Source organism: Bacillus sp. GB_SG_008, from assembly GCF_052038115.1.
GTDB classification, from domain to species: domain Bacteria; phylum Bacillota; class Bacilli; order Bacillales; family Bacillaceae_G; genus Bacillus_A; species Bacillus_A rhizoplanae.
In genome coordinates, this window is sequence record NZ_JBPZSK010000001.1 from 534919 (window position 1) to 548233 (window position 13315).

Genomic DNA, 13315 nt, shown 5'->3' on the forward strand with positions numbered 1-13315 from the left:
TGTTCTGTGAAAAATGAAAAAGGTTTTACGCTGTTAGAAATGTTGCTTGTTATGCTTGTGATTTCTGTTTTGCTGCTTCTTATTATTCCAAATGTGGTAAAACAGCGCTCTTCTGTACAAGGAAAGGGATGCGACGCCTTTGTAAAGTCTGTTGAAGCGCAAGTACAAGCGTATCAATTAGAATATAATAAAATCCCAACAGTAGACGAGTTATACGATGGTAAATATATTACATCTAAAACTTGTCCAAAAGGTGAGAGTATTACAATTAATGTGACAGATGGGGAAGTTACAGTTGCAGGGAAATCGTGAAGAAAAATGGCTTTACGTTATTAGAAATGCTCATCGTATTAAGTGCTATCTCTATATTAAGTGTTGTAACATACTTTAATCTATCCTCAATATATGAAAAACAAAAAATTGCTCAGTTTATGAATCAATTTTCTCAAGACATCCTTTTTATGCAGCAAGCAGCGATAAGCCATCGTAATCGTCATACGTTACGATGGTTTCCTAATCAGGGAAAGTATAGCGTTACATCTTCAGGAGAAACAGATCCTGTTCTTGTTCGTTACTATTCATCTGACATACAGGTGAACCTAAATACGTTTCCAAATCCAATGACTTACGGTGCTGATGGAAATATTAATAGAGGCGGCACAATTATTGTTTCTTATAAAACGAAAACGTATTATATCGTATTTCAGCTTGGGAGAGGAAGATTTACGTATTATGAAGTGTGAAAAAGGTTCTGTTATGCTGGAGATCCTAGTGTCCCTTAGTTTACTAATGATGACGGTCTCACTCTTGCTTCCGCAAACGCTTCTCATTATGCAAGAACGAAAAAATATTCAACTTCGGTACAACGCACAGCTATTCTTAAAAGAAGCAGCGGCCACATATATGTATCATCATGTAATTTCACCAGTAATAGAAAAACAATATGAGAATGTGACGTATAGAATTCGATGGCAGGATGAAAAGGTATGTGTACGATGGCAAGATATTAAACGACGAGAAATTGAACGGTGTCGCTATGTTAAAAAATAGCAAAAAAGAAAAGGGATTTACGTTGTTAGAAGTTATGATGTGCTTTCTATTGTTATCGGTATTCTTTCTTCTTCTACCTCGTCTTCACGTATTATTTATAGAAACTCCTTACTCTAAACAAGTTACGAATTGGGAATGGAATATTTTTTTAGAGCAAGTACAAATTGAGTTTCGAGAAGTAGAGGAAGGAAATAATGGCGACGGAAAATTATTTTTGAAAACAAAGACAGGAGAACGTGTTACGTATGTTATGTCTGGAAATAATGTTGTTCGAAAAGTAAATGGGACGGGACATGAAGTTCTTTTGCAAAAAGTAGAGAATATTTCTTATGAATTAACAGCGCATACATTGATAATACGCGTGCAGGATATAAGTGGTAAGGTATATGATGGTGTTGTTACTCGTTATTCTGCTATTGAGGTGAATAGATGAGATCTGAAAGTGGATTTACAATGCCAGGAACGATTATTCTCATATTGTTGCTCATGTCTTTCTTTGTATATGAGACAAATATATTCTTATCAGATCAAAAGTTTTATGCAGAAGCAGAAGAATTATTTATATTAGAAGAAATAACGGATCAAGCTATTGCAGAAGTAAAACAAGAATTAAAAACCGGAATGGAAAAAAGGGCATTTTTTTATACGTATGAAAAAGGGGAAGCGAAGGGAGATTACACAATAGTAGATGGGGATGCTTTTATTACTTTACAGTGTATAACGAAACGAAAGCTCACATATAAAGTGAGCTTTCGTTATAATACAAATAACGAAGCGATTACGAATTGGCAAGAGGAGAGGTTATAGTATGAGGGCATTATATATTACAGGTTTTATGGGAGCTGGGAAAACGACAATCGGTAAAGCATTAAGCTGTGTGCTTCATATCCCGGTCATTGACACAGATCAACGCATTGAAGAAAAGACAAAGAAAATCATTCGAGATATCTTTTCTGAAGAAGGGGAGGATGTCTTTCGAAAGTATGAAAGTGAAGTGCTGCAATTACTGCCGACAAAGGATTGTATTATTACAACAGGAGGGGGAATAGTCGAAAAAGCTGAGAATCGACAATGGATGAAAGAACATGGCACTGTAATTTATTTGTACTGTGATCCATATGTAATCGCAGAGCGAATTGCCGGAGATACAACAAGACCATTATTTCAAAAAGAAAACATACCATCATTTATAGAGAAATTTGAAAAGCGTCAAGCCTATTATGAAGAAGCAGTACTGAAGATAGACACGACAAATAAAAGTATTGAAACAATTGTGCAAGAAATTCAAGCGCAGATTAAGGAATAAAAAAGTGGACATACTAATTTAGTAGGGGTGAGAGATATGTCTACAAATGATTATATAAGATATATGACACAACAATTCGTATCATATATGGATGCTCCAAAAGCTGACCGAAAACAAAAGCGGCAACAGCGCCGTGAAGAGAGAGAACCATTTTTAAATCGTTGGTTTGGTATGCTGCCGTTAAGTGCTGCATTATTTTACCGACAAGTGAAGAAAAAGCGAGAGAAATCAAGTTAATGATTTTTGGAATAATTTACAACTAGAAAAGAATTGTATGTCATAGTACAATTTCTACGGCGAGTTGTACTCGTCATCTATTCGACAATATAACCTAAACAAGTAGCTCCACTGTTTGTAAACAGTGGAGCTACTTGTTTATCCCGCATTAACGGGCAGCAAGACCCCCACCTCAAGATGCAGAGAGAAGCAAAGAAGATAGGTGGGGGATAACTGCCCGTAAAAGCCCAATTGGTTCAACTAACTATCAGTGGGGATGAAGAAAACCCCCTACTGATGGAAGTTTCACTTTATCCCGCTAATTTTGCTCCTTTTGTTTGTTTCTCACTTAATTAATGCACCCGTTAGTTCCATGTATTTACCTAAAATAAAAAGACCATCTTATGACGTTCTACTGTTAGTATCCCTAAAAGCATCAGGTTAATTTTGAGGGACAGGTTAACTGTCACATATTGTTTACTTATTTTGGATTTTTTTGGGCTCTTAATGCTATTTTTTCAAGTCCATTTTCTCTTGAAAATTCTACATCTGCTTTTGGCTGAGTATTTTTATTATTTTTAAATTGGTTATTCTTGTTTTTAGCCATTTCTTCACCGCCCTTGTAGTTTGATTTAGTTATTCCTTCAAGGATGCCAAATATTATAAATTAAACTATATAAAGATATTGGAGTGATATTTTTCGTTATTGGCATCCACGATTTTAGTTTGCTTTCTTTTTTGTTGGTTATGCTATTTGATTTTCTTTAACAGAGCCAAAGAAAAAGAAACACTCTATTTTAAACCAATAAAAAAATCCCCACTGATGGAAGTTTCACTTTATAAGTTAAATTTCTGCTTCTGTCACTTGCTTAATTTTATAACCAACCTAAAGGAAACCCAGCTCTGATGCCTATCGAAACGAACCAGCAAATTCTTGTTATAATTGCTTTCATTTTTCCGTATCCATCTACTCCAAACTTAGAAATCATATAAAGCCATATAGTTTTGTTTTATCAAAGTCCTCCTTGGCTTGGATTCCACGAATAAAATTCTGAACATTACAACTTTTTTAATTGAGAAAAAAACTCAAATTAAAATAATTTTAATTTAATGTTGACTTTAATTTAATAACATATATAATATTAATTGTAATCATTATAAAGTAGAAATAAATATTAATTAGTTTTTAGGAGGAAGAATAGGGATATGATAAAACGTTTAGTAGGAAAACAAGCACCGCGTTTTGAGATGAATGCTGTGATGCCAAATAAAGAATTTAAAAAAGTTAGTTTAGAAGAAAATATGAAAAATGATAAATGGACAGTGCTATATTTCTATCCAATGGATTTCACTTTCGTTTGTCCAACTGAAATCATTGCCCTTTCTGATCGTTATGACGAATTTGAAGATTTAGACGCAGAGGTAATCGGTGTTTCTACAGATACAGTGCACACACATTTAGCTTGGATTAACACAGATCGTACGAAAAATGGATTAGGTGATTTACGCTATCCATTAGCAGCGGATACAAATCACACTGTATCAAGTGACTATGGTGTGTTATTAGAAGAAGAAGGTATTGCACTTCGTGGATTATTCATTATAAATCCAGAGGGTGAATTAATGTATCAAGTTGTACATCACAACAATATCGGACGTGAAGTAGACGAAGTATTACGTGTTCTACAAGCACTACAAACAGGTGGACTTTGTCCAGCGAACTGGAAACCAGGGCAAGAAACGTTATAATTTAAAGGGGGAATTAAAGTTATGAAATTACGCGAGCAAATGCCATCATTAGAAGGCGCAACACAAATGTTAAACGATACAATCACACGTGAAGAGTTAATTGGTGATAAACCAACGCTTATTCATTTTTGGTCAGTAAGTTGTTATCTATGTAAAGAAGCAATGCCAGAAGTAAATGAATTACGTGATGAGTACGATGATCGTTTAAATGTTGTTGCAGTTCATATGCCTCGTTCAGAAGATGATTTAGATTTAGCGGTGATTGAAAAAATGGCAGAAAGTCATGATATCATTCAACCGATTTTAGTGGATAGCAAGCATGTAATTACAGAGGCATTTGAAAATAAATATGTCCCTGCGTATTACGTATTTGATAAAGAAGGTAAACTGCGTCATTTCCAAGCAGGTGGCAGTGGGATGCCAATGCTTCGTAAACGTCTTGAGCGTGTATTAAACGAAGAATAGAAACAAATATCTTTTGTTTCATTGATAATTGATTGTGTATGGTTTCTGTTTCCTGTTTGTAAAGTAAGCGAGAATAAGAAACAAAAAATGATTACCTCTAGCAGGGTAATCATTTTTGTTATATAATAATTAAAACGCTTTCATTTTTTGGGGTTGTTCACAAATTTGTCTAAATTACACATTAATATTGTGGCAATGTTGTTTTATAATGAAACTAATCATTAATACGTGCATACATTAATTGTGAAATAAATAACATATTGAATCTATATAAATGTAAACGTTATCAAAAAGAGGTGGTATAAATGAGTAAATTTTTCTTTGATCAAAACCCTGCAAGAGTTGAGGACGGAAAGTTGGTAGAATATGCGGAAACGATTTATGGAAAAGGTGGGCGTTCTGTATTAGAAAATTTAATTATAAAGGCATCAATTCGACTACGTGATCGTTATCCTCATAAGTCTGATGAGCAGATTTCTTTTCTTGTGAATCAAGGGCTGCATGATATGTTTCAAAAATATGTGTAAGGAGAGGCCAATGCCTCTCCTTACTTTTTTGCATAAGGAAAATTATGATTGCTAAAACTAATGGTGAAGTATATGCGAGTGGGGTGAACAAAATGAGTAACGGAGCAGGCGGGTCAAAGAAGAATAAAGAAACAGATGCAAATCATGTGAGTGCAAAACAGAGAGAATATCAAAAGCGAATGACAAAAATTCAACAACAAGAACATAACGATGGTCGAAAATATAATGGGAAAATATAAAGTGAAACTTTCATCAGTAGGGGGCTTCATCCCCCGCTGATGGTTAGTTGAATCAATTGGGCTCTTAGGAGCAGTTATCCCTCACCTATCTTCTTCGCTTTCTCTGAATCTTGAGGTGAAGGTCTTACTGCCCCTTAGTGCGGGATAAAAAAAGCACCTTCTAGAAGGTGCTTTTTTTATGTCAGAAAATGATTTGCTGTGACATAAAAGAGTCCGCCGTTTATAATTTGCATGGTAATTCGCGGTTCATATTGTTCTTGCAATGCTTGTTTTTCTATCGCGTAGCTTTCTGGTAATTCATCACTTTCCTCGTAAAAGCGATTTAATAGCTGTAAATCGTGATTCCAACGCACTTTTGCTTCTTCAGCCCATGTGTGATCGTCTGTCCCAATGACATTTTTCATTGCTTCTTCAATTCTAGATAACCCGCTTTGCGGTTTAATAATAGGTGTTAATGTAAAACAAAAATCAGGGATTTTTGGTGTTAGACGAAGTGTTGCTAATGCCTCATGAAAGTTTGTAATCATCGTACCAGAAATAAGATGGATACCGACGGAATATAGCATATCTTTTTTTCGATCACATTGATAGGAGACTTTTATATTGACGCCAAGCCAAGGATGAAGCGGAGTGCTTGCGTGCCCATTAGAATGAACATCTTCAAATAAGCGGATGTAAGCACCTAATTCCTTTGTAGCCTGGAAAATTTGATGTAAGCGCGGAGAACCATAGTGAATGAGCTCGCCTTCTTTCTCCTCATGTTTTGGGTCGGTAATGAATGTAAGTTGCATCGGATTTGGTGTGCCGCCGGTTTTCTCAAGATAATGCCAGTAAAATGGACGGTTCATCAGCAGCTTGTCCATATCAATTGTTAATTGTACGTCTAGTAAATGCGGAAAACGCTGTAAAATTTCACAGCTATTTGCCTCGAAAAAACAACTTAAATAATTATGAATTTCATGTTGCTGCATAACCACGCACCTCAGTTTCATTTCGTTTTGCAAATTCAATAATGGACGTCAAGTTTTCCATTTTTATTCGGATTTCTCCTTCACTTTTGGAATGTGCAAAAATATCTTGAATGTGCGCATCGATATTTTTCATATTAATTCTTGTCAAAATTTCATCTAAATCGCCAATGACACGTTCAAATAAGTTAATTTTTTCATACAGCAATTTTAAAATATGTTCTTCTACTGTATGTTTCGTTGCCAAATTATAAATATGAACATCATGTTTTTGTCCAAGACGATGAATACGTCCGATTCTTTGTTCAAGTCGCATCGGATTCCAAGGAAGGTCATAGTTAATCATATAATTACAAAACTGTAAATTAATCCCTTCACCACCTGCTTCTGTCGCAATTAATACTTGTGCATGGTTTTGAAATAATTCTTTCATCCAATCTTTTTTACCACGTTTAAATCCGCCGCGAAATGGTACAGACGAGATACCATGCTGCTTTAAAAACCATTGTAAATACATCTGAGAAGCACGATATTCTGTAAAGATTACAACTTTATCATTAATTTCTTTAATGATTTCTAATGTTTTATTTGCTTTTGAATTGGAAGAAATACAATTAATTTTTTCTATTAACACATCTATGTATGGATCTAGTGTATAGTGTTCATCTTCTTTTTGCCGTTTTTCTACATGCTTTTTAAGTGAGAAATAAACAGCTTCTCGGCTGCTGCATGCCTCACGCTTTAATGTTAAAGCAGAAAATGCAGAAGTAAATGCATCTTGCCTTTTCCACCCTTCAATCGCATCGTATAAGGCTTTCTCTTGTTCATTGAAATCTACAAAGAGCGTATGAACATGTCGTTTTGGCCATTCAATGCCGGTGTCATGCCGGCGATTCCGTACCATTACTTTATTGATGAGTTCTTTTAAATGTTCATCTGTTTCAGCGCTGCGATTTTTAGAAGCATAATATTCTTCGAAGTTGGATTGATTGCCGAGATGGCCAGGTTTTAATAATGAGACAAGATTAAAGATTTCATCAATGCGATTTTGAACAGGTGTTGCTGTAAGTAATAAACAAAACTTTTTCTTTAATAGTTGCGCAAATTCATAGTTTTTCGTTTTGTTGTTTTTTAGTTTATGTGCTTCATCGATAATAATGAGGTCGTATTCTAAATTTAAAACAATATCACGGTGTGGAGAGCGCTTTGCTGTATCGATGGAAGAAACGATAACATCAGCTTGCTCCCAGGAGTAACTTTTTCTTTGTGGGACAGCTGGAATGAAAAATTTCGTATTCAATTCATATGCCCATTGTGAAACGAGTGAAGCAGGTACAAGAATAAGTACTTTTTTCACAAGTCCGCGCACCATATATTCTTTTAAAATAAGCCCAGCTTCAATTGTCTTTCCAAGACCAACCTCATCTGCTAAGATTGCTTTTCCGTTCATTTGTTCAATGACTGTTTGTGCTACTTCTAACTGATGTGGAAGCGGCGTGAAATTAGGTAAATGCTTGGGTGCTTGTAGCCCGTCAAATGTTGGAATGAGAAGAGACTTCTCTGTTTGATATGCTAGATGAAATAGTTCCCAATTTGTCCACGGACCATCTTCTTCTATTCGTTTTAAGAAGTTTTCTTGCCAAGAACGATCTATTGAAATTTCGACATTCATGGATAAAATCTCACCTTCTATAAATTCTAAATTATTTTTTTAGCTAGAATATTGATGAAACGACTCGAAAAATGTTAGGATAATGGTGTGAAATGTGTGGAATCTTTCGTATTTTATCCAAGAAAGTACTTTTTTATTTGCGCTTTCATAAAAAAATAGAGTGAGATTCCGTATATCCCATCTTTTCAGAATTGAAAATGTTTAGATATGGGAAGCCAACTTTTATTGATTTGTCATAGACAGCGTAAGGGGGAGAGAACATGATTACATTACAACGTACACCGCTATTTGATGTATACGCGAAGTATGGTGGGAAGACAATTGATTTTGGTGGTTGGGAATTGCCAGTTCAATTTTCGAGCATTAAAGAAGAACACGAGGCTGTTCGCACAGCAGCAGGTCTTTTTGATGTGTCTCACATGGGAGAAGTAGAAGTAAAAGGTGCAGATAGTTTAGCATTTTTACAACGTATAGTTACAAACGACGTTTCTATCTTAAAGGTAGGCGGAGCACAATATACGGCAATGTGTTACGAAGATGGCGGTACAGTAGATGATTTATTAATCTACAAACGTGGGGAAGAAGACTATTTATTAGTAATCAATGCATCAAACATTGAAAAAGATTACGAATGGTTAGCGTCTCATGTAAACGGTGATGTGCAAGTAGTCAACGTTTCTAGTGAAATTGCACAACTTGCAATTCAAGGACCAAAAGCAGAAGACATTTTACAAAAAGTTGTGTCAGAAGATTTGAAAGAAATTAAGTTCTTTAAATTTAAAGATAATGTTCTTGTAGATGGTGTAGAAGCGCTTGTATCTCGTACAGGTTACACAGGTGAAGATGGCTTTGAAATTTACTGTAAGAGCGAAGATGCTGCAAAACTTTGGGAGAAACTTCTTGAAGCAGGAGCAGAAGACGGCTTAAAACCATGTGGCTTAGGAGCGCGTGATACACTTCGCTTTGAAGCAACACTTCCGCTTTATGGTCAAGAGTTATCAAAAGATATTACACCAATCGAAGCTGGAATTGGCTTTGCAGTAAAACCAAACAAAGAAGTAGATTTCTTTGGAAAAGAAACTTTAAAGGAACAAAAAGAAAACGGTGCACCTCGTAAATTAGTCGGCATCGAAGTAATTGAGCGTGGTATCCCGCGTACTCATTACCCAGTATATGTAGGCGATGAAAAAATCGGGGAAGTTACAAGTGGTACACAATCTCCAACGTTAAAGAAAAGCATCGGTTTAGCGCTAATTGATGTAAAATACGCAGCAATTGATACAGAAGTCGAAATTGAAATTCGTAACAAACGCGTCAAAGCAGTTGTCGTTCCAACACCATTTTACAAACGTTCAAAGTAACGGGGAGAGGGGTAGATTTCATGTTGCATCGTTATCTTCCAATGACAGAAGAAGACAAAAAAGAAATGTTACAAACGATTGGTGTACAATCGATTGATGAATTATTTTCTGATATTCCAACAAGCGTTCGTTTTCAAGGGGATTTAAATATCAAACAAGCAAAATCAGAACCAGAACTTTTAAAAGAACTGTCTGAGCTTGCTCGTAAAAACGCAAATTTAAAAGACTATGCTTCCTTCCTAGGAGCAGGTGTATATGATCATTATGCACCAGTAATTGTTGATCATGTTCTTTCTCGTTCAGAATTTTATACAGCTTATACACCATACCAACCGGAAATTTCACAAGGGGAATTACAGGCAATCTTTGAATTCCAAACAATGATTTGTGAATTAACGGGAATGGATGTAGCAAACTCTTCTATGTATGACGGAGGTACAGCGTTAGCAGAAGCGGCGATGCTAGCAGCAGGTCATACTCGTAAAAAGAAAATTCTTGTTTCTAAAGCAGTTCATCCAGAATCAAGAGCAGTTCTTGAAACATATGCAAAAGGTCAACATCTTCAGGTTGTTGAAATTGATTATAAAGATGGCATAACAGACTTAAACGAATTACAAAGCAAAGTAGATGATACAGTAGCTTGCGTAATCGTTCAATATCCAAACTTCTTCGGACAAGTAGAGAAACTAGCTGATATTGAGAAAATCGTTCATCAGCAAAAATCATTATTTATCGTTTCTTCTAACCCATTAGCATTAGGAGCGTTAACATCACCTGGTAAATTTGGAGCGGATGTTGTTGTAGGCGATGCACAACCATTTGGTATTCCAACACAGTTTGGTGGCCCTCACTGCGGTTATTTTGCAACAACAAAAGCGTTTATGCGTAAAATTCCAGGACGCCTTGTTGGACAAACAGTGGATTCTGAAGGACAACGCGGTTTCGTATTAACGCTGCAGGCACGTGAGCAACATATTCGCCGTGATAAAGCGACATCTAATATTTGTTCAAACCAAGCGTTAAACGCATTAGCAGCTTCTGTTGCAATGACAGCACTTGGAAAACAAGGTGTGAAGGAAATGGCACGTCAAAATGTTTCTAAAGCACAATACGCAAAACGTCAACTTGAAGCAAAAGGATTCACAGTAACATTTGCTGGACCGTTCTTCAATGAATTTGTTGTAGATTGCAAACGTCCAGTACAAGAAGTAAACGATGCATTATTACAAAAAAATATTATCGGTGGTTACGACCTTGGCCGTGACTATGCAGAGCTTGCGAATCATATGCTTCTAGCTGTAACAGAGCTTCGCACAAAAGAAGAAATTGACACACTTGTAAACGAAATGGGGGCTATCCAATGAAGAATCAAGACCAAGCACTTATTTTTGAAATGAGTAGAGAAGGACGCGTAGGATATAGCTTACCCCAATTAGATGTAGAAGAAGTAAAATTAGAAGATGTGTTTGAGAGCGATTATATTCGTACTGAAGATGCAGAGCTTCCAGAAGTATCTGAACTTGATATTATGCGCCATTACACAGCTCTTTCAAATCGTAACCATGGTGTTGATTCTGGGTTCTATCCATTAGGATCTTGTACAATGAAGTACAATCCAAAGATCAATGAAAACGTGGCACGTTTCCCAGGCTTTGCACACATTCATCCACTTCAAGATGAAAAAACAGTGCAAGGTGCAATGGAATTAATGTATGACTTACAAGAACATTTAATTGAAATTACAGGTATGGATACTGTTACACTTCAACCAGCAGCTGGTGCGCATGGTGAATGGACAGGATTAATGTTAATCCGTGCATACCATGAAGCAAACGGTGACTATAACCGTACAAAAGTTATTGTTCCTGACTCTGCACATGGAACAAACCCAGCATCTGCAACAGTAGCAGGATTTGAAACAATTACGGTAAAATCAAATGAAAATGGTCTTGTTGACTTAGAAGATTTAAAACGTGTTGTGAACGAAGAAACAGCAGCGCTTATGTTAACAAATCCAAATACACTTGGTTTATTTGAAGAGAACATTTTAGAAATGGCACAAATCGTTCATGATGCAGGTGGTAAATTGTACTATGATGGTGCAAACTTAAATGCAGTATTAAGTCAAGCGCGCCCAGGAGATATGGGATTTGACGTTGTACATTTAAACCTTCATAAAACATTTACAGGTCCGCATGGCGGCGGTGGCCCAGGTTCTGGTCCAGTAGGTGTAAAAGCAGATTTAATTCCGTTTTTACCAAAACCAATTTTAGAGAAAACAGAAAGTGGTTACCACTTTAATTACGATCGTCCACAAGCAATTGGACGCGTAAAACCATTCTATGGTAACTTTGGCATTAATGTTCGTGCGTATACGTATATTCGTTCTATGGGCCCAGACGGACTTCGTGCAGTAACAGAATATGCAGTATTAAATGCTAACTATATGATGAGAAGATTAGCTCCATTCTATGATCTTCCATTCGATAGACATTGTAAGCATGAATTTGTTTTATCTGGTCGTCGTCAAAAGAAACTTGGCGTACGTACACTTGATATTGCAAAACGTCTGCTTGATTTCGGCTACCATCCGCCAACAATTTACTTCCCATTAAATGTGGAAGAATGTATCATGATTGAGCCGACAGAAACAGAGTCAAAAGAAACATTAGATGGATTTATTGATACAATGATTCAAATCGCAAAAGAGGCAGAAGAAAACCCAGAAGTAGTTCAAGAAGCGCCGCATACAACAGTAATTAAGCGCCTTGATGAAACAATGGCAGCGCGTAAGCCGATTTTACGTTATCAAAAACCAGCTGTGGTACAAGTTTAATTATCAATTAATATACAAAAAGAACTCGCTATATGCGAGTTCTTTTTGTATATTGCCGAATAAAGTATTATTACCTAAAAAAGATGTTATAAAATTGCAGGTTTTATGTAAGATTGTGGAATTGTCATACTTTCTCAACATTTTTGTTGAAAAAGTCCCTTTGATAAAATTGTGTATTTTTGTTAGAATTTTAATGAAATTAAAGTAAATGAGAAGCAAAAATGTCAATTTTTCATACATATGTGAAGAAATGAACAAGGGGATGAAAAAGATGGGCTATAAGCGTTATAGGATGGTGTACCATTTAGAAAATGGTGAGATGATTAAGGATATTAAAGAATTTTATTACCAAGATACAGAAAAAATGTTAGAGAGAGTGAAACATCACGTATTAGATAATAAAAGTGTAACCGCAATCGATAGTAAAGGAACACTCATTCCAATCGCTTGTCATGATATTGTGAAAGTTGAGTTAGACCATTTACAGGAAAGTTAGTCTTGAGTCATAGGGGAGAATTCGTTACAATAAATGAGTAATTTAGAGAGGAGTTCGTTATGGGTAGTCAAAGACACTTTTACATGTTTATTGTTGCTTTTTTACTTGTTACAGTATTAACGGTATATTTAATTATTGATAGCCACTGGTACAATACAGTACATCCAGCAGTTCTTATTTTTATGTATGTCGGGATTGCTGTTGTCAGCTTTGGGATGAGAGATGAGATGTTAAATCGCTTTGAGAAGTGATACATATATGAAAGACCAACAGGGAAATGTTGGTCTTTTTTTAATGCAACAAATTATGTATAACAAATTTATAAACTGACACCATACTTGGTGAATAAGCAGGCACATTATACGTATGTAGTACGAAACTAAAAAATACAACACATACAATAAAGACAAAAAATAGTAGCAAAATATGT

General features: G+C 35.8%; 19 protein-coding genes. 16 read left to right on the forward strand and 3 right to left on the reverse strand.

The window, feature by feature from the left end:
* Positions 1 to 6: 6 nt before the first annotated feature.
* Genes comGC through ACTDJC_RS02655 form a run of 7 tightly spaced genes read left to right on the forward strand, consistent with a single transcriptional unit; the run spans position 7 to position 2593 of the window.
* Positions 7 to 312: a competence type IV pilus major pilin ComGC gene (gene comGC, locus ACTDJC_RS02625; protein ID WP_440602587.1), complete on the forward strand. Its 306-nt coding sequence runs from the start codon at positions 7 to 9 to the stop codon at positions 310 to 312.
* Positions 309 to 743, forward strand: a complete 435-nt coding sequence (gene comGD / locus ACTDJC_RS02630; RefSeq protein ID WP_098307726.1) for a competence type IV pilus minor pilin ComGD — start codon at positions 309 to 311, stop codon at positions 741 to 743. The genes comGC and comGD overlap by 4 nt, the downstream gene beginning before the upstream one ends.
* The gene (gene comGE, locus ACTDJC_RS02635; RefSeq protein ID WP_440602588.1) at positions 733 to 1050 is read left to right on the forward strand and encodes a competence type IV pilus minor pilin ComGE; all 318 of its coding nucleotides are present in this window, start codon (positions 733 to 735) and stop codon (positions 1048 to 1050) included. The genes comGD and comGE overlap by 11 nt, the downstream gene beginning before the upstream one ends.
* Complete coding sequence (comGF, locus tag ACTDJC_RS02640; protein WP_440602775.1) at positions 1037 to 1483, forward strand: competence type IV pilus minor pilin ComGF; 447 nt, start codon at positions 1037 to 1039, stop codon at positions 1481 to 1483. The genes comGE and comGF overlap by 14 nt, the downstream gene beginning before the upstream one ends.
* Positions 1480 to 1857: a competence type IV pilus minor pilin ComGG gene (gene comGG, locus ACTDJC_RS02645; RefSeq protein WP_440602589.1), complete on the forward strand. Its 378-nt coding sequence runs from the start codon at positions 1480 to 1482 to the stop codon at positions 1855 to 1857. Before comGF ends, comGG begins: the two co-directional genes overlap by 4 nt.
* 1 nt (position 1858) lies before the next feature.
* On the forward strand, positions 1859 to 2356 hold the full coding sequence (locus ACTDJC_RS02650) for a shikimate kinase (RefSeq protein ID WP_440602590.1): 498 nt from the start codon (positions 1859 to 1861) through the stop codon (positions 2354 to 2356).
* A 36-nt stretch (positions 2357 to 2392) separates the two neighbouring features.
* Positions 2393 to 2593 (forward strand): YqzE family protein, encoded by a 201-nt coding sequence (locus ACTDJC_RS02655; RefSeq protein WP_098307716.1) that lies wholly within the window; start codon positions 2393 to 2395, stop codon positions 2591 to 2593.
* A 460-nt stretch (positions 2594 to 3053) separates the two neighbouring features.
* Here ACTDJC_RS02655 and ACTDJC_RS02660 read toward each other — a convergent pair whose 3' ends face one another.
* Positions 3054 to 3179, reverse strand: a complete 126-nt coding sequence (locus ACTDJC_RS02660) for a hypothetical protein (RefSeq protein WP_440602591.1) — start codon at positions 3177 to 3179, stop codon at positions 3054 to 3056.
* A 599-nt stretch (positions 3180 to 3778) separates the two neighbouring features.
* Here ACTDJC_RS02660 and ACTDJC_RS02665 point away from each other — a divergent pair.
* The 4 genes from ACTDJC_RS02665 to ACTDJC_RS02680 all read left to right on the forward strand — a co-directional run bounded on the left by ACTDJC_RS02665 (position 3779) and on the right by ACTDJC_RS02680 (position 5552).
* A complete protein-coding gene (locus ACTDJC_RS02665) occupies positions 3779 to 4321 on the forward strand; it encodes a peroxiredoxin (RefSeq protein WP_440602592.1) in 543 nt (180 codons plus the stop codon).
* A 21-nt stretch (positions 4322 to 4342) separates the two neighbouring features.
* The gene (locus tag ACTDJC_RS02670; protein ID WP_440602593.1) at positions 4343 to 4786 is read left to right on the forward strand and encodes a TlpA disulfide reductase family protein; all 444 of its coding nucleotides are present in this window, start codon (positions 4343 to 4345) and stop codon (positions 4784 to 4786) included.
* 305 nt (positions 4787 to 5091) lie between these two features.
* The gene (locus tag ACTDJC_RS02675; RefSeq protein WP_098307708.1) at positions 5092 to 5313 is read left to right on the forward strand and encodes a hypothetical protein; all 222 of its coding nucleotides are present in this window, start codon (positions 5092 to 5094) and stop codon (positions 5311 to 5313) included.
* A 44-nt stretch (positions 5314 to 5357) separates the two neighbouring features.
* A complete protein-coding gene (locus tag ACTDJC_RS02680) occupies positions 5358 to 5552 on the forward strand; it encodes a hypothetical protein (RefSeq protein WP_141524989.1) in 195 nt (64 codons plus the stop codon).
* Between the two features lie 176 nt (positions 5553 to 5728).
* Here the strand turns inward: ACTDJC_RS02680 and ACTDJC_RS02685 are convergent, their stop codons facing one another.
* Positions 5729 to 6523, reverse strand: coding sequence for a YqhG family protein (locus ACTDJC_RS02685; protein ID WP_440602594.1), 795 nt, complete (start codon positions 6521 to 6523; stop codon positions 5729 to 5731).
* Entirely contained in the window at positions 6510 to 8192 is a 1683-nt protein-coding gene (locus tag ACTDJC_RS02690; protein WP_440602595.1) for a DEAD/DEAH box helicase, read from the reverse strand. Before ACTDJC_RS02690 ends, ACTDJC_RS02685 begins: the two co-directional genes overlap by 14 nt.
* A gap of 260 nt (positions 8193 to 8452) precedes the next feature.
* On the opposite strand from ACTDJC_RS02690, the gene gcvT reads away from it, so the two are divergent.
* The 5 genes from gcvT (at position 8453) to ACTDJC_RS02715 (ending at position 13136) form a co-directional block, all read left to right on the forward strand.
* The gene (gene gcvT, locus ACTDJC_RS02695; RefSeq protein ID WP_440602596.1) at positions 8453 to 9553 is read left to right on the forward strand and encodes a glycine cleavage system aminomethyltransferase GcvT; all 1101 of its coding nucleotides are present in this window, start codon (positions 8453 to 8455) and stop codon (positions 9551 to 9553) included.
* A 20-nt stretch (positions 9554 to 9573) separates the two neighbouring features.
* On the forward strand, positions 9574 to 10917 hold the full coding sequence (gcvPA, locus tag ACTDJC_RS02700) for an aminomethyl-transferring glycine dehydrogenase subunit GcvPA (protein WP_440602597.1): 1344 nt from the start codon (positions 9574 to 9576) through the stop codon (positions 10915 to 10917).
* A complete protein-coding gene (gene gcvPB, locus ACTDJC_RS02705) occupies positions 10914 to 12389 on the forward strand; it encodes an aminomethyl-transferring glycine dehydrogenase subunit 2 (RefSeq protein ID WP_440602598.1) in 1476 nt (491 codons plus the stop codon). The genes gcvPA and gcvPB overlap by 4 nt, the downstream gene beginning before the upstream one ends.
* A gap of 271 nt (positions 12390 to 12660) precedes the next feature.
* Positions 12661 to 12885 carry a DUF3929 family protein gene (locus ACTDJC_RS02710; protein ID WP_098307696.1) on the forward strand — a complete coding sequence of 75 codons (225 nt, stop codon included), beginning with the start codon at positions 12661 to 12663 and terminating at the stop codon, positions 12883 to 12885.
* Between the two features lie 59 nt (positions 12886 to 12944).
* The gene (locus tag ACTDJC_RS02715) at positions 12945 to 13136 is read left to right on the forward strand and encodes a hypothetical protein (RefSeq protein WP_098307694.1); all 192 of its coding nucleotides are present in this window, start codon (positions 12945 to 12947) and stop codon (positions 13134 to 13136) included.
* Positions 13137 to 13315 lie beyond the last annotated feature (179 nt).